The 23,613-nt window shown below is 52.0% G+C and carries 20 protein-coding genes; 3 read left to right on the forward strand and 17 right to left on the reverse strand.

The annotated features are described in order from the left end of the window. Positions 1-329: 329 nt before the first annotated feature. Positions 330-1,166 (reverse strand): diaminopimelate epimerase, encoded by an 837-nt coding sequence (dapF, locus tag A3849_RS19240; RefSeq protein ID WP_074112884.1) that lies wholly within the window; start codon positions 1,164-1,166, stop codon positions 330-332. A 72-nt stretch (positions 1,167-1,238) separates the two neighbouring features. Then, entirely contained in the window at positions 1,239-4,064 is a 2,826-nt protein-coding gene (locus A3849_RS19245; RefSeq protein ID WP_074112885.1) for a calcium-translocating P-type ATPase, SERCA-type, read from the reverse strand. Positions 4,065-4,256: 192 nt separating this feature from the next. Between A3849_RS19245 and A3849_RS19250 the strand changes: the two genes are divergently transcribed. After that, on the forward strand, positions 4,257-6,182 hold the full coding sequence (locus tag A3849_RS19250) for an Rqc2 family fibronectin-binding protein (RefSeq protein ID WP_074112886.1): 1,926 nt from the start codon (positions 4,257-4,259) through the stop codon (positions 6,180-6,182). Positions 6,183-6,505: 323 nt separating this feature from the next. Here A3849_RS19250 and A3849_RS19255 read toward each other — a convergent pair whose 3' ends face one another. The 15 genes from A3849_RS19255 to A3849_RS19325 all read right to left on the reverse strand — a co-directional run bounded on the left by A3849_RS19255 (position 6,506) and on the right by A3849_RS19325 (position 21,780). After that, positions 6,506-7,408, reverse strand: coding sequence for a PHP domain-containing protein (locus A3849_RS19255; RefSeq protein ID WP_074112887.1), 903 nt, complete (start codon positions 7,406-7,408; stop codon positions 6,506-6,508). A 21-nt stretch (positions 7,409-7,429) separates the two neighbouring features. After that, on the reverse strand, positions 7,430-7,999 hold the full coding sequence (locus A3849_RS19260) for a GNAT family N-acetyltransferase (protein WP_074112888.1): 570 nt from the start codon (positions 7,997-7,999) through the stop codon (positions 7,430-7,432). 89 nt (positions 8,000-8,088) lie between these two features. After that, positions 8,089-8,988 (reverse strand): LysR family transcriptional regulator, encoded by a 900-nt coding sequence (locus A3849_RS19265; protein ID WP_074112889.1) that lies wholly within the window; start codon positions 8,986-8,988, stop codon positions 8,089-8,091. A 183-nt stretch (positions 8,989-9,171) separates the two neighbouring features. Beyond that, entirely contained in the window at positions 9,172-9,687 is a 516-nt protein-coding gene (locus A3849_RS19270; RefSeq protein WP_306010718.1) for a hypothetical protein, read from the reverse strand. A 33-nt stretch (positions 9,688-9,720) separates the two neighbouring features. Then, positions 9,721-10,686, reverse strand: a complete 966-nt coding sequence (locus tag A3849_RS19275; protein WP_074112891.1) for a GGDEF domain-containing protein — start codon at positions 10,684-10,686, stop codon at positions 9,721-9,723. Then, positions 10,667-11,575 (reverse strand): EAL domain-containing protein, encoded by a 909-nt coding sequence (locus tag A3849_RS19280; protein ID WP_074112892.1) that lies wholly within the window; start codon positions 11,573-11,575, stop codon positions 10,667-10,669. Before A3849_RS19280 ends, A3849_RS19275 begins: the two co-directional genes overlap by 20 nt. A 183-nt stretch (positions 11,576-11,758) precedes the next feature. Further along, positions 11,759-12,469, reverse strand: coding sequence for an ethanolamine ammonia-lyase subunit EutC (gene eutC, locus A3849_RS19285; protein WP_074112893.1), 711 nt, complete (start codon positions 12,467-12,469; stop codon positions 11,759-11,761). A gap of 54 nt (positions 12,470-12,523) precedes the next feature. Next, the gene (gene eutB, locus A3849_RS19290) at positions 12,524-13,879 is read right to left on the reverse strand and encodes an ethanolamine ammonia-lyase subunit EutB (protein WP_074112894.1); all 1,356 of its coding nucleotides are present in this window, start codon (positions 13,877-13,879) and stop codon (positions 12,524-12,526) included. Positions 13,880-13,909: 30 nt separating this feature from the next. Next, a complete protein-coding gene (locus tag A3849_RS19295; RefSeq protein ID WP_074112895.1) occupies positions 13,910-15,376 on the reverse strand; it encodes an ethanolamine ammonia-lyase reactivating factor EutA in 1,467 nt (488 codons plus the stop codon). A gap of 121 nt (positions 15,377-15,497) precedes the next feature. Continuing rightward, positions 15,498-15,761 (reverse strand): YlbG family protein, encoded by a 264-nt coding sequence (locus tag A3849_RS19300; protein WP_074088579.1) that lies wholly within the window; start codon positions 15,759-15,761, stop codon positions 15,498-15,500. 43 nt (positions 15,762-15,804) lie between these two features. Then, positions 15,805-16,245: a YlbF/YmcA family competence regulator gene (locus tag A3849_RS19305; protein ID WP_074106515.1), complete on the reverse strand. Its 441-nt coding sequence runs from the start codon at positions 16,243-16,245 to the stop codon at positions 15,805-15,807. 73 nt (positions 16,246-16,318) lie between these two features. Further along, a complete protein-coding gene (locus A3849_RS19310; RefSeq protein WP_074112896.1) occupies positions 16,319-18,280 on the reverse strand; it encodes a helicase-associated domain-containing protein in 1,962 nt (653 codons plus the stop codon). Continuing rightward, positions 18,277-19,977: a DNA repair helicase XPB gene (locus tag A3849_RS19315; RefSeq protein ID WP_074112897.1), complete on the reverse strand. Its 1,701-nt coding sequence runs from the start codon at positions 19,975-19,977 to the stop codon at positions 18,277-18,279. The genes A3849_RS19310 and A3849_RS19315 overlap by 4 nt, the downstream gene beginning before the upstream one ends. Before the next feature lie 123 nt (positions 19,978-20,100). Continuing rightward, positions 20,101-20,532 carry a CBS domain-containing protein gene (locus A3849_RS19320; RefSeq protein ID WP_083613594.1) on the reverse strand — a complete coding sequence of 144 codons (432 nt, stop codon included), beginning with the start codon at positions 20,530-20,532 and terminating at the stop codon, positions 20,101-20,103. 78 nt (positions 20,533-20,610) lie between these two features. Beyond that, positions 20,611-21,780: a M20 family metallopeptidase gene (locus tag A3849_RS19325; protein ID WP_074112899.1), complete on the reverse strand. Its 1,170-nt coding sequence runs from the start codon at positions 21,778-21,780 to the stop codon at positions 20,611-20,613. A 237-nt stretch (positions 21,781-22,017) separates the two neighbouring features. Between A3849_RS19325 and A3849_RS19330 the strand changes: the two genes are divergently transcribed. Both A3849_RS19330 and ftsW read left to right on the forward strand, forming a co-directional pair. Continuing rightward, the gene (locus tag A3849_RS19330) at positions 22,018-22,365 is read left to right on the forward strand and encodes a YugN family protein (protein WP_074112900.1); all 348 of its coding nucleotides are present in this window, start codon (positions 22,018-22,020) and stop codon (positions 22,363-22,365) included. Beyond that, on the forward strand, positions 22,362-23,606 hold the full coding sequence (ftsW, locus tag A3849_RS19335) for a putative lipid II flippase FtsW (protein WP_074112901.1): 1,245 nt from the start codon (positions 22,362-22,364) through the stop codon (positions 23,604-23,606). The genes A3849_RS19330 and ftsW overlap by 4 nt, the downstream gene beginning before the upstream one ends. Positions 23,607-23,613 lie beyond the last annotated feature (7 nt).

Consider the following 23,613-nt stretch of genomic DNA (forward strand, 5'->3'; position numbering starts at 1 on the left):
TTCCTGTACACCCCACAAGTGATATCAACATCACAGAGGTCAAAATAATTGCCGAAATCCTGGTTGATTTGTGTTTCATGAATGTCCACCTTTCTAATGCTGATCAAACTCTGAAAAACAATTTTCTAAAATTGTAAAAACTTATATTCTATATCGGATGATCCCTCTAATTCCTTGCATATTTTTCGACTTTTTTCAGCAAAAGCATCTTTTTCATTTGTGTATCGATTCACAATCCTGCATAAATACGAAAAAAAGCTATCTTCAAGTGAATGATTCCGCTTGAAAATAGCTCTTTTATTGTTAACTCGTGATTGTAGGATGACAGATTAAAGGTCCACCGAACCCGTGTATACCACCTGAGCCGGTCCAGTCATGTAAACATGGTTGTCTTGTTCATTCCATTCAATATAGAGATCGCCGCCCTTCAGGCTGATCGTCGCGGTGCGGTCGGTTAGACCGTTCAGTACTGAGGAGACCAATGTGGCGCAAGCACCGGTTCCACAGGCTAAGGTAGGTCCCGCTCCGCGTTCCCAGACACGCATATCGACATGTCCGCGGTCCAGCACGGTGGCGAATTCAACGTTAACTTTTCTCGGGAACAGCGGGTGTACCTCCAGCTTAGGCCCCCAAGTGGCCAGGTCAAAGCCTACAGCATCATCCACATAGATCACACAATGCGGATTGCCCATAGATACAGCAGTGAATTTGAACTCTCTGCCATCCGCTTTGATCGGCTGGTCCAGCACTGGCTCGGCATCGATAGCCACAGGTATCTGTGCCCCCGACAATACAGGCTCACCCATATCAACCGTAACCGTCTCCACCACGCCGTCCTTCACCTTCAGGGATACCTTCTGCTCACCGGCACCGATGGTTTCGATAACAATCTGCTCAGAGCCAACCAGTCCGTGCTCATAGACATATTTGGACACACAGCGGATCGCGTTCCCGCATTGCTCTGCTTCCGAACCGTCCGAATTCATAATGCGCATCATATAATCACCGCGTTCCGACGGCAGTATATAGACCAGCCCGTCCGCACCTATGCCAAAGAACCGGTTGCACAGGGTAACTGCAAGCTCAGAGGCATTAGCAGGAAGCTCCTGCTCGCCGAAAACGATAATAAAGTCATTGCCAAGGCCATGCATTTTGGTAAATTCCATTGAGATTCCACTCCTAAAGGTTAGTAACAGTGAACCAAGCATACCTTAAGGAGTGGGTTTAAGCTATTGATTTTATGCCGAAATTTTTGTACTTTTTATCATTGCACGTCCTCCGCTGCGGCTGCGGTTCTTCTTGCCGCCCCACACGCTGCCAGCTCCCATCAGAAAGGTAGGAATGCCGGCGGTAACCAACACCAGACACCATTCACGGAAGGTAAGCGGCACGGTCTTGAAGACTGGCTGGAGCACAGGCAGATACATTACTGCCAGCATCAGCAGAACTGATGAGAGCACAGCGAGCACCAGATATTTGTTCTGAAACGGATTGCGGTGGAACACTGAGCGGGAGCTTCGGCAGTCAAAAACATGAATCAGCTGGGCCATAACCAGGGTGGCAAAAGCAACCGATTGCGCCCGGATCAGCTGCTGCGGACTGCCGGGGTCAATTCGCAGAGTCAGCCAGAAAGCGGCTAAGGTGCACAGGCCGATTAGCAGCCCGCGGCTGATGATTTTCCAGCCGAGGCGGCGGGCAAAGATGTTCTCCTTCGATCCGCGCGGCTTGTGCTCCATCAAATCTTTCTCAGCCTGATCCACCCCAAGTGCCATCGCTGGCAGGCCGTCGGTTACCAGATTGACCCAGAGAATCTGGATGGGAACCAGAGGCAGAGGAAGTCCCAGCATCATGGCAAAGAACATCGTCAGAATTTCCCCTACGTTCGAGGCGAGCAGGTAACGGATAAATTTGCGGATATTCTCGTAAATGTTCCGCCCTTCCTCAATGGCCGCTACTATAGTAGAGAAGTTGTCGTCACCCAGAATGAGCGAAGAGGCTTCTTTGGTTACATCTGTCCCGGTGATTCCCATGGAGATCCCGATATCCGCCGCTTTGATCGCTGGGGCGTCATTAACCCCGTCCCCGGTCATCGCCACGACATGCCCATGGCGCTGCAGGGATTTGACGATGCGCAGCTTATGCTCTGGAGAGACCCTTGCATACACGTATACATTATCCGATACCTTATCGAGGGCATCGTCATCCATCCGGGTGAGCTGACTGCCGGTTAATACAGTTCCGCCACGCTGCAAAATACCCAGCTGGTGGGCAATCGCTTCTGCTGTGGTTCCATGGTCTCCGGTAATCATCACTGTCTTGATTCCTGCTCTGCGGGTAATGCTGATGGCATCGCGCACCTCACGGCGCGGCGGATCGATCATCCCGGCCAGTCCGGCGAAGACCAATTGGCATTCGGCTTCTTTTTCACTGCCTGCGACTTCACCGGAACGCATTTCCCTGTAAGCCATTCCCAGAACACGCAGCGCACCGGATGCCATTTCTTCATTGGCTTCCAACACCTTCTGGCGTAAGGTAGGTGTGCAAGGTACGACCGCACCTTCCCACAGCATATAGGAGCAGCAGTTCAGCAGAACATCCGGCGCACCTTTGGTACAGATCATTTTACCGCCCGGATGATTGACAACCACGGACATCAGCTTGCGTTCGGAGTCGAACGGGAACTCCGTTTCCCTTGTATAGGTTACAGCAAGCGACTGCGCAGTCAGCCCCATTTTTGCGGATAAAGTAACCAGTGCCCCTTCCGTTGGGTCACCTTTCAGCTCCCATACAGACGGATTGGCCGCATTCTTGCCGGTATCACTGCTTTTCTCTTTCTCTTTGCCTTTGCGTTTGCTCCTGGTTTCTCCGGGAAAGGTTTCAATAATCTCTGCATTGCTGCACAGTGCGCCGATCTGGAGCATGCGCCGCAGGTTTTGATCATTTTTAAGGTCAATGGGCTTGCCCTTTTGCAGTACATGTCCGATTGGGGCATAGCCTTCACCCGTTACCTCTAAATTCCGCCCGGCACTCCATAACCTCGTGACCGTCATTTTGTTCTGGGTTAACGTTCCCGTCTTATCAGAACAGATCACCGAGGCACACCCGAGTGTTTCGACTGATGGGAGCTTGCGGACAATGGCCTTGCGTTTGATCATCCGCTGAACGCCGAGTGCAAGCGCAATGGTGACAATGGCCGGCAGCCCTTCCGGAATCGCCGCTACAGCAAGGCTTACACCGGCAAGGAACATAGCAGCTACAGGCTGCCCATGCAGAATACCCGCCGCTACAACCACAATTGTCAGGCCGAGTGAAACGTAGATCAGAATTTTCCCCAGCTGCTCCAGCCGATGCTGGAGCGGGGTTTCCTGGGATTCGGTATTCAGGATCAGATCGGCTATTTTGCCCATCTCGGTATCCATGCCAGTGCGTACAACGATGGCCCGGCCTGTTCCCCGTGTAACCATTGTGCCCATGAATCCGATATTTTTCTGATCACCAAGCGGAATTTCCTCGGCATGAATGGCTTCCGAATGCTTGGAGACAGGCAGTGATTCACCGGTTAGCGCCGATTCCTCTGCGTACAAAGCGCTGCACTGCAGCCAGCGGACATCGGCTGGAATCCGGTCACCGCTCTCCAGCAGCACAATATCGCCAGGCACCAGCATTTTGGCGGGTATGTGCTCAACCTTTCCATCACGCAGCACCTTTGCAGAAGGTGCCGAGAGCTGCTTGAGCGCACGCAACGAACGTTCGGCCCGGAATTCCTGGACAAAACCCAGAACCCCGTTCAGCATAATAATAGCGACAATCGTTATGGCATCCAGGTATTCGCCCAGCAGACCGGACACCAGCGTCGCTCCCATCAGCACCAGTACCATGAAATCCTTAAACTGGTTAAGCATCAGGGTAACCGGAGATATCGCCTTCCCTTCCGACAGCTCATTGTGTCCGTTCTCCATCAGCCTCTGCGCGGCATCCTCTCCGCTTAGGCCCGATCCCGGATGAACGCCGAACATCTTCTGCAGTTCCTCTGCACCGAGCCGGTGCCAACTTTTTTGTTCCATAGTCCTACTTTCCCCTCCCGGTCGTTTCTTGACTTCCGGCGGCGCACAGCTTTTCCACCTGTTCATGTCCAAGTGTATTCATAGTCGTCCCAAAATATCACTTCTCCCATGGCTTCTCCTTTTGCGCAAATGTGTCAAAGTATGGCATCATAGAGAGAGTACTTTATTATCAGTCGACAGGAGAACATGATCATGGCATTAGACGGCATAGTAACCAGAGCGATCGTGCACGAGCTTCAATCCTTTATCGGTGCACGTATCGGCAAAATATATCAACCCAGTACACACGATCTAATCTTCATCCTCCGTGGCTCCGGGGGTGGCGGCAAGCTGCTGCTCTCTGCCAATCCTACTTATCCGCGGGTTCATCTGACCGACAGAAACAGCATTAATCCAGCGGAAGCGCCGATGTTCTGCATGCTGATGCGCAAACACTGTGAAGGCGGAACCATCGAGAGCATCAGTCAAGTTGGGTTGGAGCGCATCATTCATATCCAGGTAAGGACCCGGGATGAGCTCGGAGATGTATCAGCCAAAAAAATCATCATCGAGCTGATGGGCCGGCACAGCAATATCATTCTTACCGATCTTACGACCGGTATTATTATCGACGGCATTCATCATGTGACTCCGACAATCAGCAGCTATCGGAATGTTATGCCCGGCATCGCTTATATTGAGCCGCCCCAGCAGCATAAGCTGAATCCTTTGGAGATCGGCCAAGAGGCATTTATAAGTCTCGCAGCGGCTGCCGAGCAGGAAGCGCTGACAGCTGGCTCCGGTGAAGAGCAGGAGCCAGAAGAGATGATTGAGGGTGAGCTCGCCGACCTCTTGAAGTCGCTGGAGGAGCCTAAGGCGGACGGCTCCGGTGGTCCAGCGCCTTCAGCTGACCCTATCCAATGGATCGTGCATGCCTTCAGCGGTATGAGTCCGTTAATTGCCGGAGAAATTGTGCGGCAGAGTGGTGTAACCGGGCCTGCTTCAGCAGCCGACTCCGCAGGTAGTACTTCTGTCGCTTCACCCGAGTCGGATGAACATTGGACAGACGAGATGATGTCATTATGGAGAGCTTTTGACAAAGTGCTTGCGCCAGTGCGGACATTCAGCTTTTCCCCAATGTCAGGAGCAAACGCCAAAGGCAAACCCGTCTTCTCTGCCATTACGCTGACACTTTCGGATGAGCATGTGAAGCATTACAGCTCCATCAGCGCTTGCCTGGAGGATTATTACGGAGATAAAGCCGAACGCGATACAGTGAAGCAGCGGGTTAGTGACCTGATCCGTTTCCTGAGCAATGAACGGAGCAAAAACGTCAAGAAGCTGGCCAATCTGCAAAAAGACCTGGACGAAGCCCAGGATGCCGATCAATTCCGGATCTGGGGCGAGCTGCTGTTCGCTTCATTACATGCTGTCTCCAAAGGCGACAAGCAAGCTACACTTGTAAATTATTACGATGAGGACCAGGCGGAAATCACCATCCCGCTAGATCCGCTGCTCACTCCTTCAGACAATGCACAGCGGTATTTCAAGAAATACAACAAATACAAGAACAGCCTGCTGGTGATCAACGAGCAGTTGCTCAAAACCCATGAGGAAATTGCTTACATGGAAACACTGCTGCAGCAACTGGCCCATGCTTCATTGAATGACATCGAGGAAATCCGCGATGAGCTAGTGGGTCAGGGCTACCTGCGCGACCGCAGCAAAAAGGGTAAAAAGAAGAAAAAAACCACCCGCCCTACTCTGCAGGTGTTCACTTCTTCGGAAGGCGTGGAAATCTATGTCGGTAAAAACAATCTTCAAAACGAATATGTCACGAACCGTCTCGCTTCGGCTAATGATACCTGGCTGCACACCAAGGACATTCCCGGCTCTCATGTGGTGATCCGCAGCGAGTCGTTTGGAGATGCTACGCTTGAGGAAGCCGCGCAACTGGCTGCTTATTTCAGCCAAGCCAAACAATCGAGCAGTGTTCCTGTGGATTGTACACTCATCCGTCATGTTCGCAAGCCCAGCGGGGCTAAGCCCGGCTTCGTGATCTACGATCATCAAAAGACTCTTTTCGTCACTCCTGACGAGGAACGGATTAAGAGTCTGCCGAATACGCTCAAGAATTAAGGCATTCTACGGATTGCTGCTGTAACTCCGGGCTGCATTCTTAAACATAAAGAACCACCAGCTAAAAGACAGATGTCCTTGGCTGGTGGTTCTTTATATATCACGAAAGCGGGAATGGCACGGCGGGAGTCGCTAACAACGGCATTTCTGCCGTTATTCCTACCTATTATCACCTTTAGAGCCCCGATAACGGCATTTTTGCCGTTATTACCCACTCTTCTCGCCAATAGTGCTTCAACAACGGCATTTCAGCCGTTGCTTTGCTCTTTTGGCATGTTCCGGACCACGTACCACTTCCCATGCGCAATACAGCTTCACTTTACCTAAGATCCGGATGACTCACCCTTCAACCGCTCCAGCACCGCGACCGGCACCGAAACGCTGCCAATCTCTCCATGGAACACAACCCCTTGGCGCGCACCGTGGAAATCCGAACCGCCAGTGACCATGAGTCCGTATTCTTCAGCGAGCGCGAGGTAACGTTCTTCATCGGTAGGGCCGTGATCTGAATGGTAAACCTCAATGCCGCGCAGCGCACTGCGTTCAATAATACCGCGGACCAGCTCATCGTCCCCGTAGATTCCAGGATGGGCAAGTACCGCTGCTCCACCTGCTTCTGCAATCCATTCACATGCCAGCTCCGGTGTGATGCGCGGCGGTGACACATAAGCCGCTGCGCCTTCAGCCAGATACTTGTCGAACGCATCACGCATATCCGAAGCCGCCCCGAGGCGCACCAATGCGTCGGCAATATGCGGACGGCCCACGCTCTCGTCGGGCTTCAGCTCCCGTCCTATGCCTGCGGTAACTTGGTCCAGTGTAATGTCGATGCCCAGTCCCTGCAGCTTCGCAATGATCGCCTCGTTCCGCTGCGCTCGGGTATCTCTTTGCTCTGCAAGCCTGGACAGAAACAGTTCCTGCTCTGTATCCATGAAATAGCCCAGCACATGAATCTCTTTCCCGCCGGCTCGCGTACTGATTTCGACTCCGGGAACAATGGTAATGCCGTATTTCCGCCCGGCCTCAAGGGCTTCAGCGACTCCGGCCACTGTATCGTGATCCGTGATTGCAACTGCCGCCAGCCCTTTTTCATAGGCCAATCGTACATTCTCAGCCGGTGGCTGCATTCCGTCCGAAGATAATGTATGGGTATGCAGATCGGCTCTGCCTGAGAAACCGCTGCCCGTCTGTTCTTTTAATTGGCTGTTCTTATGCTCCTGCCCCATTATCCTACCTGCCCTTCAAGTCTATTGGCTCCTTGCTGCTTCCCATTCCTCACGAAGAATCCCCATCTTAATGGCATCGTAGTACTCACCTCGTACAATCCGCGCCTTGCGAACCCGCGCCTCTTCGATCATGCCGCATTTCGCGGCCAACCCCATCATCCGGATATTGCCCGACCATGTGCCTATTCCAAGCCGGACCGTATCCATGGCATCAAAAAGATATTCCATCCACATCCGGAATGCCTCGGTCCCATATCCGCCTGACCAAAAACGTGAATCAAACAGAACAATTCCGATTTCAAACCAGTTCGTCTCCTTCGACAACCAATATCTGCCTACCGTTCCTTTGAGTTCGCCATCAATATCAATCACCAGACGGCTGCGGGGCTCGTCGGTATATACCAGAGCCAAGGTCTCGGTAAATTTCGGCGCGAACGATTCATAGCTTTCCCATTCCTGCACCCCGTAAGGACCATTCCAGAGCAGATGCTCCCTGTCCTCGGCTTCATATTCATAATAATAAATGGTGCGGATGTCCTCTTCCGTCAGATCCCTCAGCGTAACTTTTTCTCCCTGCAGTACAATGGTCATACGTATCCTCCGCTCGATAATTTCAGCATATTGATTCCCATAATACCCCAAATATGCGGATGAGCGTATGTACAAATTGATTATACTGTTTACTGATCTCCTGCATGGTCACGCAAAAACGTCAGAAACGTCACCGCCGAGATAGGCAGCAGCGTCGATTTGAGATGGATCGCATAAAACTGTCTTTTAAACGAGGCATCCGTAATGTTGACAATTTTCAGCAATCCCAGCGCCACTTCATGCTTAACTGAGGAGGTAGAAATAATGGTGAGTCCGAGCCCTGCTTCCACCGCCGATTTCACAGCTCCTGTACTTCCCAGCTCCATCACCACTCGCATCGCCCCCGGATCCAGTCCCTTGGCCAGCAATTGTTCTTCCATGACCCGGCGGGTCCCTGAGCCCTGTTCACGAAGCACAAACGGATACTGCAGCGCTTCCGCAAGCGTGACTTCATCATTCTCCGCCAGCGGGTGCTCCCGGGGTACGATCAGCTTCAGCTCATCCCCCATAACCGGTTCAATGACCATATCCGGATGGGAGACCGGCGCCTCGATCAGGCCGAAATTCAGCTGATGCTTGTGAATCTCCTCCAGCAGCTGAGAGGTATTCATTACCTTCATCATGATGGAGATGTGAGGGTAGGCTTTGCCAAACGGACCCAAAAGGCGCGGCAGCACGTACTCTCCAATGGTCAGGCTAGCTCCCAGCAGCAGACGTCCCTCCAGCATATGCGTAAACGCCGACATTGCCTGGTCCGTCTCCCGCATCAGCTGAATGCTGCGCAGCGCGAACGGCAGCAGCGTGCGGCCGGCCTCCGAGAGGATTATTTTTTTACTGGAACGGTCGAAGAGCTTGGCTCCGAAGTAATCCTCCAGCGCCTGAACCTGCATGGTCACTGCGGGCTGTGTCATGTGAAGCGTCTGTGCCGCGGCAGAGAAACTTCCTCTCTCGGAAACGGTATAAAAAATATGCAGCTGATGAAAATTCATGCTCAGGACTCCTTCTATTATAAAAAACTCAAGTGGAAACGGCTTCGCCCTCCTTTTAAGGGACGGAATCCGTTTCAGCGAGAAATATAAGGATGATTTATAGCGTGAAACATATAAATTCTTATATTTTCAAAAAAAACATGCAGCCTTCCGCCGCATGCCTTCTCTGTAACTGTGCGCTCGTTATCTGCGTCTGCGGCGTTTCTTCACCAGTTTTATGCGGCGGGAATGGCGCAGCCATGAAAAGTAGGCTCTCAGATCCCGCAGCTGGGGAGTCGATGAAATATTGCCGAGAAACGTAACCACAATCATCACATACAGCGGATCTCCGGAGATCGTGGCGGCCCCTTCCAGTTCCTTGAACTGAACCACCATTGATGTGTCATTGTCGATCAAATAAGCATGATATTCTCTCTGCGAATACGGCCTTACCCGGTTCTGCTTCACGCATTGCCATATCCACGCGCCAATATCCGCGTCTTTGCCGTCTTCCTTACTGATCCGGTCGGTATAACGGCTTCTCGCATGCGGTGTTATAACAATATCGGCCACACTGTATTCATTCAGCATGATGTGAAAGGGCTCGTACACCCCCCACGTTTCCATCCCCTTGACATGCATAATCATCACACTCCACTGAAAGGGTCTTGGCATGCTCTTATTGTTGTCAATATTACCGCATTGACGTTTGTTGTTCAAGCATATCACCCTTACAGTCTGTAGTGCCCAAGGTCAGCAGGTTTTATTTATAGAGCGATCCCCGTCATCGACATAGCTGCTGCCTTTGATCATTTTGCATATTTTCTTGAGTCTTGCCGCCTCCCCGGAAAGGTCTTCGATAGAATCGAATCGACGGTAACGGTTAGTAACAACGGCTATAGAGATCGAAACCAGCGGAATTTCTTCCACCACGCCTGAGCGGCCCTCGGTGAGCACGTAATGCTGTGCCAAATGGCCTGGATGATAAAATCCTTGCATCACCTTATCAAACTCCTCCATAATCGTCCGGCAATATTCCTCGTAATGATAATCATCTATGAAAATAATAAAGTCATCCCCGCCGATATGCCCCAAAAACCCTTCCAGCCGCAAGGTGCAATGTTTGAGAATCTCCGCGGTGGCCTGAATCATCCGGTCGCCTTCCTTAAACCCGTAAGTATCGTTATACGCCTTGAAATGATCCAGATCTATGTACAGAACACTGAACTGCTCCTGCAGCAGCGATTTCACCATCCACTCATTTATGCTCAGATTCCCCGGCAGACCGGTCAGCGGATTCAAAAAGCTCGCGGCCACCGCCTGGATCTCAGCAAAATTAAGCAGCAAATCCCTTACGCTCACCGCTCCAAATAGTGCCCCTTCATGAGTGACCAGCACGTAATCATAGAGATGTTCTTCACTTCTGTCCATCGCCAGCCGGCTGACCTCGGTAATCGGTGTTTTGTAATCTACAACCAGCGGTGAACCATCCATGATCAGTCCGACGGAGCGGCCCATATACAGGGTGAAGCCATAGAGTGTACCGATCTGCTGGTAAAAGCGAATCCTCATGATCAATGCGACCGCTTGCCCGCCCTCCGTCACTGCCACACCCTGAAGCTGAGGATTGCTCTTAAAGATATGGTCCACATACGCGCATTTCTGGTGAGGAGAGATCTCCGGAATTTGTTCAGCAATTTCACCGATCTGAAGAAACATGCTTATAACCTCCTCTAACTGGAACTTGTGGTGAATCCGCTGGAAAAGCGCCCCGTACAGGCCAGTGGCCGGGTCTGCCAAGCGCATAGCCTTGTCCAAACTCAATGCCCGCCATTTGCAAATACAGTAGTTCTTCTTCCGTTTCGATACCTTCAGCAATGACCCGGGTAGCGGATCGATAGGCATATTCACTGATTAGCTCCAATAACTCCTGCTGCTCCCGGTTGCCGTGAATGCCACGGATCAGGGATTTGTCCAGCTTGATGAACTCCGGCTTCAGATAGACCAGTGTCTTGAGGCTGTTATAGCCGGAGCCGGCATCGTCCACAGCAATTCGGAACCCCTGCTCACGGTAATGTGACAGCACTTTCTCGAATCCTACATAATCCTGGACTGCCTGCCTCTCGGTTAATTCAAACACAACCCGCTCCGGGGAGAGATTCAACTCCTGCAGGAGACTGAGCGTTTCACCACTTTTATGCCGGACATCATTCAAGACTCCCGGGTGTACGTTGATAAATACAAGCGTGTCGGTCTTTGCTTCTCCTTCCGGCAGCCGCTCCATATAACGCGAGAGCGAAATCCGCCGGCAGTAGTGCTCGAATCTGAACATCTGATCCGTACGGCCGGCAAATTCATAGAAATGCTCCGTGGTCGGAAATTGCGTTGAGTTGGGGGGCCTGTTCAGTACCTCATGACCCATCGTCAGCCCGCTTCTCAGCTGCAGAATCGGTTGGAAAAAGGTATCCAGCCGCCCTTGATTCATAATATCCAGCAGAGCCGACAGCCTTCTCAGCTCCTTCACCTCGTTATGCAGCCTGCCGTTGATGTGCTGAAGATACTGGGGAATTGCCGATAGTTTTTGGGTTATTGCCATTCGTTTCGTCATTAGGTCACCTGTTTGTTTTCTCTCGTGAATTTTGTCACTCTCTTCCCAGCATATAGCGGAAGTATTAAGCAGCGATAAAAAGTACAAGGTAAAACAGAGGCATTTCGACAAATCCCACGGTTTCATCCACAAAAAAACTGCCCTGAGTTGGGCAGTTCAGGAATTAGATCCCGTTCATTCTGTTTACTGAACCAGACCAACCCCGCTCTTTTTTTGTTTCAGCATACTGGCGATCAGACTGCCTATATGAGCACCCGCTTCCACAGGAGGTGTCCCGCCTTGATGAATATTGGAGATGACCATCCGATCAGAATCAGTCATTCCGGCATGTGGTCTATAACAGAGATAGGCACTCATCGAATGGGAAGTAATCAGCCCCGGCCGTTCACCGATCAGGAGCACGATAGTCTCCGGATGGAGAATATCCCCAATGGCATTCATAATTCCCACCCGCCCATTCCTTACAAAAAAAGGAGTCCCTGCCTTCAGACCCTGCACCTGCAGCGAATCCAGGAGCGCTGGAATCAAATCACCCGCATTATGCTCAATGGCACCGGCACTGAGCCCGTCCGAGACCACAAGCTGCACTTGAGGGGAAGGAATACAACGCTGGGTGAGCTGCTGTATGCTGTGATCCGGCAGGAGCCGGCCCAGATCCGGTCTCCTTAAATATAGCTCTTGGTCGACCGCTCCGGAATCCACCATGAAGAGCCCCAGCTCTGCAAGCAGGTTGGTGCTAACGCTGCCGTACACTGAATCAACTGCAGCCGCATGATCATATCGCAGCTTCAGCAGTTCCCGGGTGGTCGGCCGCGTGCCCGCCCTGCCCGTGCCAATTCTGGCGGGCGTCGCCTGCTTCAGCTCCTGCATTCTGTCTTCATCGCGAAAGGGCATATTTTTTTCCTCCTGAACGTTTGGTTAGCTATGATTTTTTTGAGAACATTCCATCTACATCAATCTCGTCGGGTCACCGGCAAGAGCGGTCAACCGCCCGTCCTGCAGGATGCCCATGCTCTCTGCCCACGCAGCGAATTCAGCGCCAGGCTGCAAGCGCAGCAGTTCCCGCAGCGTAGCTATATCATGAAAGCTGGTTGACTGGTAATTCAACATACAGTCATCGGCCATGGGCACTCCGATGATGAAGTTCACCCCTGCGGCAGCCAGCAGGACAGCCAGGTTATCCATATCGTTCTGGTCTGCCCGCATATGGTTGGTGTAACAGACATCCACACCCATCGGCAGCCCCTGGATTTTACCCATGAAATGATCCTCCAGGCCTGCTCTTATCACCTGCTTGCTGTCATATAAATATTCCGGGCCTATGAACCCAACTACGGTATTCAGCATAAAGGGCTTGAAACGCTTCGCCAGCCCGTAGCAGCGGGACTCCAGCGTAACCTGGTCAATACCATGATGGGCTCCTGCAGACAGCTCGGAACCCTGGCCGGTTTCAAAATACCAGCGGTTCTCACCCTTTGCCGTTCCCGACTCCTGAATCAGCTGATCAGCTTCCTCCAGCAGCCGCAGATTAATGCCAAATGAATCATTGCCGCTCTGCGTACCCGCAAGACTCTGGAAGATCAGATCCGCTGGCGCTCCCTTTTCAATGGCTCTCATCTGGGTGGTGACATGGGCAAGCACACTATTTTGAGTCGGAATATTCCATCGATGGATGACCTCCATTGTCTCATGGAACAGCCGGAGGATGTTGTCGGTTGTATCGATGACCGGATTAATCCCAATTACCGTATCTCCAACACCGTAGCTCAGCGCTTCATAGATTGAAGCCTTCATACCTGCAGGATCATCTGTCGGATGATTGGGCTGTGCCCGGCTCCCCAGTCTTCCTCTGCCCCCAAGTACCGTATTGCACCGGGTGATAACCTCGCACTTGGCGGCGGCCTGAATCAGATCCAGGTTGGACATGAGCTTTGCAGCCGCTGCTACCATCTCACTGTTCAATCCTTTGCTGATGTCCTGAACCCCGGCCGCATCTCGGGACAACAGCTGATCCCGAAGATCCCCCACTGTCCAGTGGCGAATGCGCTGATATGCCTGTTCCTCCACACCTTCTTCAATCACTCTTGAAACTTCATCCTCTTCAGGAGGGAGCATAGGGTGGCTGCGGATATCGGCCAGTGTCAGATCCGCAAGCAGCAGCTTGGCCGCCATCCGTTCTTTGGCATGCTCCGCTCCAAGTCCAGCCAGTATGTCCCCTGACCTCTCCTCATTGGCTGCAGCGAACAGCTGCTTCAAATCGCGGAAGCCATAACTCTTCCCTTGTAGCGAGATCGTCAATTTCATCGGCCTCAATCCCTTCCTTTGTGTTTTCCCTCATGAATGAAAAACAAGGGTTTTTACAGCTAGCGGAATATATCCTTCACCTGCAGGCTCACCGATGTCCACATAATCCCCATGCCGGGCTGTAACCTGATCCAAGCATACACAAGGCAGGGTCCCGCCCGTTATCAAATAGATACAATTCCCCAGCGCTTTTGCAATATCATTCTCACAAATGATAACGGCCATCTCCAGCTGATAATGAAGAGCCGAGGCAGCTGCAGCTTCGGCAATCCGGCGGATCATCGGATAGGTGCAGACAGAGAGATGCGGAACAATTACTGCGAACTTGCACGCCTGTGTTCCTGCACCCCCATACTTTTGTTTCCCTTCCGCAAAAGCTTCTTTTACTCCGGTCTCTATCCAGGTTAGCTCTCCACCGGGCTGGTCATGCCATGTTACACGTACCAGAGGTACATTTCTCAGCGGCAGCAGCATCCGGTCAGCGAACACAGTTGAGCCGCTTAGCATTGCCGTATGGACTCCAGCCCCTATAACGGTAGCCCGTTGCGCTTCTGGCGCAGCCTGTAGTTTTACAGGATAACGGATTCCGGCGATACGCAAAGCCGAGGCCAGCAGCGGTCCGATATCTCCGAATCTGGCGGCTTCAGTGAGGTCTAATGGTGATTCGAGCTCCATAAGCGCACCTACACCACCGGATATCCAGATCTCAGCAATCTCTGTTTCAGAGTGTACCTTACTACTGTCAGGATTTCCGTAGATGAGAGGATATTTGCTCCAGTCCACAGTCTCTTGGATCCCCTCCAGCAGCATTTCACTCCATCGCTCAGCAAGTTGCCGGAGCTGGCCAATCTCAGCCGCCTCTCCCTCCCGTAACATCGTGAAACCCGCAGACTTCAGCCAATGCAGGACAGGAGGGGAAATCCGTGTGATGCTCCCGTCCCTTTCCAGCATGATTAAACGGCCCCCGATATGGAAATTGAGCGTTCGAACACAGCTCCCGCCTTCGAAAAAAGCAGCATTAGCTGTCCCGCCACCGATATCCACATTGACCACCTGCCCCTTTATATGCAGGGAACGGGCTTCTGCACCAGATCCCCTGCCTGCCAGCACAGCTTCCAAATCCCCGCCCGCCTGTGCAACGACGAATTCTCCTGCATTTGCAGCAAGGCTATGCAATACCACATCCGCCTGCTGCTTAAACGCTGTTTCCCCGGTAATAATAACAGCTCCCGTATGAATATCAGCAGGCAAAAGACCTGCACGGCTGTACTCGCTGGCCAGAATCCGCTCTAATTGCCCAAGATCTATCTGCGAATCTCCAATCAGCGGTGTTCGATGCATCCGGCTTTCATAGAACACATTTCGCTCGGTAATATGAAACTGCGGAAGGCTGGATAAGCCGGATTGCCGCTCTATTTTCAAACGGCTGAACACACATTTTGTCGTACTGGTTCCAATGTCGATGCCTGCGCTTGTGAGCCATTCTTCATTCTGCATGTTCCTTAGGTTCCCTCCTGCTTCTTACCCCTCTGTGACTTTCAGATCTATCTGTTCCTATGTAAATTATGCAAAAAAGCAGATGCCGCCCTGGCACCTGCTCATTCTCAAAGATCAGAACCTACAATCCATAATAACGGGTCTTGTCCGGTCCGTTGCTGGTATACTCTGTCTTCAGTTCATTTCGGTAGGATCTTTCAATCTTGCGCACGTAGGAGAGTCTGCGGACGTTCTTCATTACTTCCTCGGCTCGTTCCGCATTCACATACATCACGGCGTAGTGCATCTTCCTGGATACATAATGCAAAGTCCCGTATTTCTCCAGATTCCGTGCCGCCTTAACGTCACTAACCCATACAATATATCCTGTTCGTTCCGCAAACATCAGCTATTCGCCTCACTTTCTGTTCCCCTGATCCGAAGCCTATCTATCCGCAGGAGCAGCTGCCGCCGCTGCCGCATCCTCCGCCTTTGGGAGACGGGTCATTGCTCGGAACCTTAATGCTCTCCGATACCGAATAAGCAATGGTTTCCGACATGGAATGAAGCATATCATCAAGGTTCTTCTCTGCCTGCTTGAAGCGGGCAACCTCTTCGAACTGCTCAAGCTCCTGCTCTACCGCTGTAACCTCATCCTTGGCTGAATGATAGTTAGGATGAAAATGTCCAAACCGCTGTGTCTCCTCAAACAGCTCTTTCTTCCCCTGCAGCCGCTTGACCATGGCCTGGATTTCCGGGCTGGCATCCACCCGTCCTTTCCAGTATAAGTAATCCGACACTTCGGCGGATTGATTAATCATATCACCTAATTCATAGGCGTATGTCAGCACTTCGGCCATATCGACCGTATTCAATTCCGCTACGCTCATGAACTTCAACTCGTTTCTGCGTTAATGTTCTACTGCATACCGTAGACTATCCTATCATACCATACCCGATAGCCTAAGCAGAAGAAGAATTTCTCCGCAATTTGGGAATGATGAGCTGCATTTCCTGCCAATCGTCCGCGCTCAGCCGCGCCTCCTCCACACTATCCGAATCCACGGATAGCAACACACCATTTACTTCCCAAGGATTGCGGCTGATCCGTACAGGGATGAATTCACAGTCTTGTCCCTTATGAGTCAAACGGACCTTAATCCCCCATTCCAAAGCCTGCTCCATTACTTTTTGGGCAGTCGTAACATGATACTTGCGCCATTGCTTCATCCACATTTGGGGAACAGACTCCAGACCGGTAAGTATCGCCTCCTCTGCCGCATGCGGATTGACAGGCACTCTTGGCAGTTCCGGGGCGCTTACAAGCAGACCGCGTTCTGTACCGTCGACGGAAAATACAGCTGCAGAAGACAGGTTCTCCCTACTCCCGCTGACTAACGGCCAATCCTTCCCAGGCTTTACTTCCTGTCCTGCTATCCTCTTGGCTGGAGCCATTCCTGCTGCTCCCAGTTCCTTTCGTACTAGCTCAATATCTTCCGCACGGACGATAAAATGCAATGGCCCTAAGCGGGACAGAATTCCAGCCATACGGGGATGGGCAGCGATATCATTTCCGTCGGCCTCGGAACGGCAAGACAGCAGGATTACCTCTGAGAGCTCTGTTCTGCCGATTCCTTTGCCCCACTGCACCAAAGTCTGCTCCACCTGATCCGTCAGTCCGCCCTTTGCATGACTTGCCAGCCAGCTAATCACATTTTGTGGTGACAGCCCCTGCTCTGCCGCAGAATCCAGCTTGTCCCGGGTCAGCCGGTAGCTCCATAGATCATCACTATGCAGTAGTTCTGCACAAGCTGCGAGCATCCAGCGCTGACTGTAAGGACACTCTGGAGGAACCAGCACCTCAAAATCCGGTTGCACGATGAATCCGGGAGATGCTGAAACCGGCTGTTTTCCGGCTTGCTGCCCTAAAGCCTCCTGATCCCTTTTTTTCTCAGCTCCGATCTCTTGTACTGGTATACCGCTGCCGGGGCTGGAGAACGAAGCAGGCTCTCCCGGATGGATCTCCTCCGGTTTGGCCGCCGTCCAGCGGAAACATGCTGATCCGTCAACCAGACTTCCCAGCTCACACCAGCCGAATCCGGCCAGCGCTCTGAGCCAATTCCGTGCAGAAGCCTCCAGCGTTTCCATGGATTGTCCTAGGGCCAGTCCCATATCAGACATCCAGGCCAGAATATCCCGGATCATAAACCACTGGCCTGAATAATACCCGGATGAGGAAATGATACTGCGGAAATGCTGCTCTGCAGGCTCCGGAAGGCCGTAACGGTTCAGTATCACTCCGTATAGCAGATTCGACATCTGTATGCCTGAAAGCTGCAGCCAGTTTTCCAGCATACCCGTGTCCAGAAGATACGCCGAATCTGTACGGTGGACAAGCCCCAGACATAGCAGGAGATCGAGCATAACCATGACCGGAAGCGGGAATGGATACAACGCTAGCTGATCCGGCGGGAACAGACCCTTCAACTGTTCCTCCGGCAGAGTGAGCATGGCGGCCAGACGGCTGATATTTTTTTTATGGACGGCTCCTTTGGCAGTAACCGGAAGCCCTTCACCGGCGATGAACACCAGCGTTCGAAACAATTGTCCAGCGAGCTCCGGTCCGGCCTCCGCTTCAATTACCGACACCCTTTCTGCTGCCCGGACAGGTGCACCGGGGAACAGCTTCTGTAGAAAAAAAGGGAGGTCCTGCCCGGGAATTTGATACAGCCTCTCCCCCCATAATTTCTGCCGAAGCTCCAGCACACCCGCCTCCCGCAGTTCCAGAAGAGCCAGATGCAGTTCTACCCGGCACAACGACACTGGAGACAGTTGCTCTGCCTGAGCTTCCGTAAACCGTCGGCCGGCATAATTTTTGATAATTTGGTGGAGCACCAGTAATGCTTCCCTTGATAACCCCATCATAGGATGATCTCCTCCTGCTGCTCTGTCTGGACTGCATATTCATAGCCCTGCTCGGTCAGAAACAGACGGCGGCGCAAGGCAAAATCCTGTTCCCTGCTGTCCTCCGACACGAGTGTATAGAAGTAGGCCTTGTTCTCACCCGGCTTCGGCCGCAAAATACGCCCCAGCCGCTGGGCCTCCTCCTGCCGGGAACCGTAGGCACCCGACACCTCAATGCCCACCGAAGCATCCGGAAGATTCACGGCAAAGTTCGCTACCTTGGATACAACCAGAAGCCGCAATCTTCCCTCTCTAAAAGCAGAATATAATTCGCCCCGCTCGCGCTGAGGTGTTTTCCCGGTAATCAGCGGCGCACCCAGGCTTTCCGCCAAGTCCCTAAGCTGGTCCAGGTATTGCCCGATGACCAGCACCGGTTCATCAGGATGTGTGCTAACAATCCTCGCCACAGCGGCAATCTTCACCGGATTCCCTGCAGCGATCCGGAACTTTTCTCTTTCTCCGGCATACAGATACTTGAGCCTTAACTCTTCAGGCATGGGCACAACGACTTCTATACAGTCTACAGCCGCTATCCATCCCTGTTTCTCCAGCACCTTCCAGGACAATTCATAGCATTTAGGGCCGATAAGAGAAAATACATCCGTTTCCCGACCATCTTCCCTTACTAATGTAGCGGTCAGTCCAAGCCGCCTGGTGGCCTGGATATCCGCTGTAGCTCTGAATACCGGAGCCGGAAGCAGGTGCACCTCGTCATAAATAATCAGTCCCCAATTCCGCTCCGTAAACAGATTCATATGAACAAAAGATCCTCCTTTGGAACGCCGGTGCGTCATCATTTGATATGTCGCCACCGTAACCGGCCGGACCTCTCTTTTCACGCCGCTATATTCTCCTACGGATTCTTCATCCAGACCGGTTCTCGTCAGCAGCTCTTCCCGCCACTGCGCCACTGATGTGGCGCTTGAAGTGAGGATCAGTGTCTCGCATTGGAGACTCTTCAGCACCGCCAGACCTACAATCGTCTTGCCTGCACCGCAAGGCAGAACAACCACACCGCTCCCGCCCATTTCTTCGAACCTGCGGACCGCTGCGTCCTGATAGTCACGCAGACCAAAAGCATCCCGAACGGCAGCCGTCCCACTCCCGGCAGGTTCCTTCCATGGCACATATAATGCCTGACCGTCCCGATATCCTGCATAATCAAGGACCGGGAACCCCAACCTCGCCAGTTCCTGCTTCAGCAGACCCCGTTGTTCTGCCGGACATTGATATTCCACTAGAGCCGTCCTTACCAGACCGACCTCAACCAGGCTTGCTTGTTCTGCCAATTCGTCCAGCAGCCCAGGGTTATCGGCGCGCAGGATCATCAGCGAAGGATCGGCCGAATCCGCATAGAGCTGCAGTCTTCCGTAACGGGATACCAGAAGTTTGACTTCTTCCTCCAGGCCAGCGGGAATCCCCGTGCGCGATAGCAGGCTCAGACTCTGTAATATTTCTTCGGCAGTCTTGCCTGCCGCAGCCGCATTCCAAAGTGACAATTGGGTAATCCGGTAAGTGTGATAGGCAGGCAGGCTTTTTACAAGCTCACAATAATCAGCCAAGACCGTTCTCGCCGCCTCAAAACCGGGATGTCCGCATTCCAGCAGCAGGGTCCGGTCCTTACGGACGATGCACGCTCCTATTCCGCTTTCTTTCATCCAAAACCCTCCAATACGAATCTGGCTATGGTCTCCCGGGACTATGTATCTTTTGATAAAAAAAGGTAGCAGGAAAAAGCCCACCTCCGTAAATAACGGACATGAGCTTCCCCTAATGCTTATCTAATGCAGGTGCTGATGTGAAATGTCAGTCAGGGCATCCGCTGCTTCATCAGCGAAAATGTTCTTCACTGCCAAATCGCCCAGCGATACAATCCCGATCAGCTTTTTCCCGTTCACTACCGGTATACGCCGGATCTGCTTGGAAGCCATCAGATCGGCTGCTTCATCTACAGAGGTCGATTCGGAAACAGCAGTGATCCCTTTGGTCATTACCGTTTCCACGGAAGTTGAACCGGAATGCTTCTGTGCATAACCACGGATGACCAAGTCCCGGTCCGTAATGATCCCAATCAAGGTTTCTCGATCTGTTGAATCAACAACGGGGATTACACCTGTATCAGCATCTCTCATTTTCACGGCAACCTCATAGATATTGTCCTGTAGTGTCACACACACAGGATGCGCCGTCATCACTTCTTTGACTGTCTTCAAGATTGAACCCTCCTGTCATGTTGTCCATGTTCTTCGGAAGTAGGGTCCCCTTAAACTGTTAATTTATGCGTAATTTATTTATTCATTCAGGCAGGAATCAGCCATCGCTACGAGCAGTTTCGCACCATATAACAAGGCATCTTCGTCAAAATCGAATTTGCTGTGGTGATGCGGATACACCGCATCTTTATCCGGGTTGCCCGCTCCAACGAAGATGAAGCAGCCGGGAATTTCCTTGACATAATATGCAAAGTCCTCTGCCGGCATGATTTTCTCCATGCGCTCAACTCTGACCGCATCTCCAAGTGCTGCGGGAGCTACGCGGAAAAAACGGCGGAATTCCGCCTCATCATTCACCAGCGGGGGATACCCCATCAAATATTCCATCTTGGCTTCAGCACCATAGGCTGCGGCCACGGAAGCTACAATCTCTTCCATTCTCTGGCGGATGAGATAACGGGTCTCCTCATCGAACGCGCGCACCGTTCCGGTAAGCCTGCAGCGCTCCGAAACGATATTCTGAGCTGACCCTCCCTGAATCGTACCCACACTGACTACAGCGGGACGTAGCGGGTCTACGGACCGGCTGACTATGCTCTGCAGCTGCGTCACAAGAGCAGCTCCGGCCACAATACTATCGACTGTGCGATGTGGAGTACCGGCATGTCCGCCTTTGCCGATGATGTCGATGAAGAACTCATCCGCTGATGCCATCAGCGGCCCGGGTGCGCTGGCTACCGTTCCAAAGGGCAGCGGTGTCCACAGATGCAACCCGTAGACCGCATCGGCGCCCTCCAGTACCCCTTCTGCAATCATTCCCAGTGCTCCGCCGGGGCAGATTTCCTCAGCCGGCTGAAAGAGGAAGCGCAGCTCTCCTTGCAGTTCCTCCTTGCGGCTGCTGTAATAGGATGCAGCCGCAAGCAGCATGGATGTATGTCCATCATGACCGCAGGCATGCATGACTCCTGGTTTCTGCGAGGCATATTCCCGGCCGTTCTCTTCCGTGATGGAAAGAGCATCCATATCTGCACGCAGAACAACCGTTTTCCCAGGCTTCCGCCCCTTTAATATCCCGGTCAATCCATAACCCGCCTTACTTCTGATAATCTCAATCCCGAACTCTTCAAGCTTTGCAGCAACAAATGCCGATGTCTCTTTCTCCTGGTAAGACAGCTCCGGATGACGGTGCAAATGCCGGCGCCATTCCACCATATCCGGCAGCAGCTGTTCAAGTGCTAACCTCTCCATATCTAATCCATTCCCTTCTCCTGTTTCCCGCTTTGGACAGGCTTTTGACCCTTCCGTTCTACTTTCATTCAGCCGATAAGGCTATATTTCTATTATTGTAGCAGAAACACAAAAAAGAGGGTACCGATCGCTCTAACACGCCTTGCAGAACACCGGGAAACATACTATCATGAAAAAGAACATCTATAATAATGAGCATGAAATTATGATTATACTTCATAAGGAGGAAATGTGCCTATGATATTTGAGAACACGGGCCTCGTTGGATTGAAGAGCGACCTTCTCTATCTGGACGAAAGTGCCGCCAAAGCCGGGTTCATCCGCTGGCAGTGGGAATACTACCGTGCTACTTACGACTGCAAAATCGAAGACAAGCAGAACGGCGGAGAATATTTTTTACGGATCAATACACGCGCTGTCGAGGGCAAGCTGGAAAAGTCGGACGCTGTGCTTGCTATTGAAGCCGTTTACTTGGGCAAAGCCACCTTTCCTCATGGTCTGGAGTATGAATCTCAGGTTCCAAAACCTGTTCTGGATGATGCCGCGAAGCATATTCTTGAACTGAAAGCGCTGCTTGAGGCTTGAGGAGTGTAAAGGGAACGACGACAAAAAATGTCAGCCTGCCCAAAAGAGGAACGCCTGATTTCCAGTTGCTTATTCTGACTCTCCTGCTTGTCGGCTTTGGACTCGTGATGGTCTTCAGCTCCAGTTCAAGCCTCACCTTAGCCAGTGAAAAGTTCGGAAATGATCCCTTATTTTTTGTAAAACGCCAGATCATCTGGGTGGTGCTTGGAAGCATCGTCATGTTTATGACCATGAATATCCACTACACCAAATTCAAGAAATGGTATGCACCGATCTTCATGATTACATTAGTTCTGCTATTGTTCGTGGCATCTACAGAGAAAATCAATGGTGCCAAAAGCTGGTTTAGCATCGGCGGTCTCGGCATCCAGCCCACAGAGCTGGCCAAAATATCCATCATTCTCTATCTGGCAGCCCTGATTACCAAAAAAGGCGAGCGGCTTAGAGATTTGCGCACTGGATATATTCCCGTGATGGTTATTGTCGGAATTGTTGCCGGACTCATTATGATGCAGCCGGATTTAGGTTCATGTCTTATCCTTGTCGCTACCAGCGGGCTTGTTATCTACGCAGGAGGGGCCAGCATGAAGCACATTATGGCTTCCATTGCGCTGCTTGTGCTGGGTGTCGGCATTGTTATGGGGGCGAAGACGGCCATTGATTCCCTGTCACCGTCCTCAGAGACCGTGGCAGTCAACCAGGACTACAAACAGGACCGGATCAGCGCCTTCATCAACCCTCTGGCAGATGCTGAAGACAGCGGCTTCAATATCGTTCAGTCCTTGATCGCTCTTGGGGAAGGTGGAGCCCGCGGTTCCGGCTTCGGGCAGAGTATCCAGAAGCTGCATTACCTGCCCTATCCGTATACAGACTTCATCTTTGCCGTTATCGGTGAAGAACTGGGATTTGTGGGGACATCCATTTTCCTGTTAGTTTACCTCTACTTCATTTGGCGAGGCATCCTGATTGCGCTCAGATGCACGGATCCTTTCGGAACCCTCGTCGGCATCGGGGTCATGGGACTGATTGCCATTCAGGCCTTTGTCAACATCGGCGGAGTCACCAATACGATCCCGCTTACCGGGGTAACCCTTCCATTTATCAGCTATGGCGGTTCCTCCTTGCTCGTTACCATGCTCTCTATGGGGATCATGCTGAGCATTTCCAGAGAGACCAACCGGCCAGCCAAAGAGGAAGTCACGAAATCGGTTACTACCGTTAGACAGGTACGTGCCCGCTGACGCTACA

The sequence above is a fragment of the Paenibacillus sp. P46E genome (assembly GCF_001909095.1).
Taxonomy (GTDB): Bacteria; Bacillota; Bacilli; order Paenibacillales; family Paenibacillaceae; genus Paenibacillus_AQ; species Paenibacillus_AQ helianthi.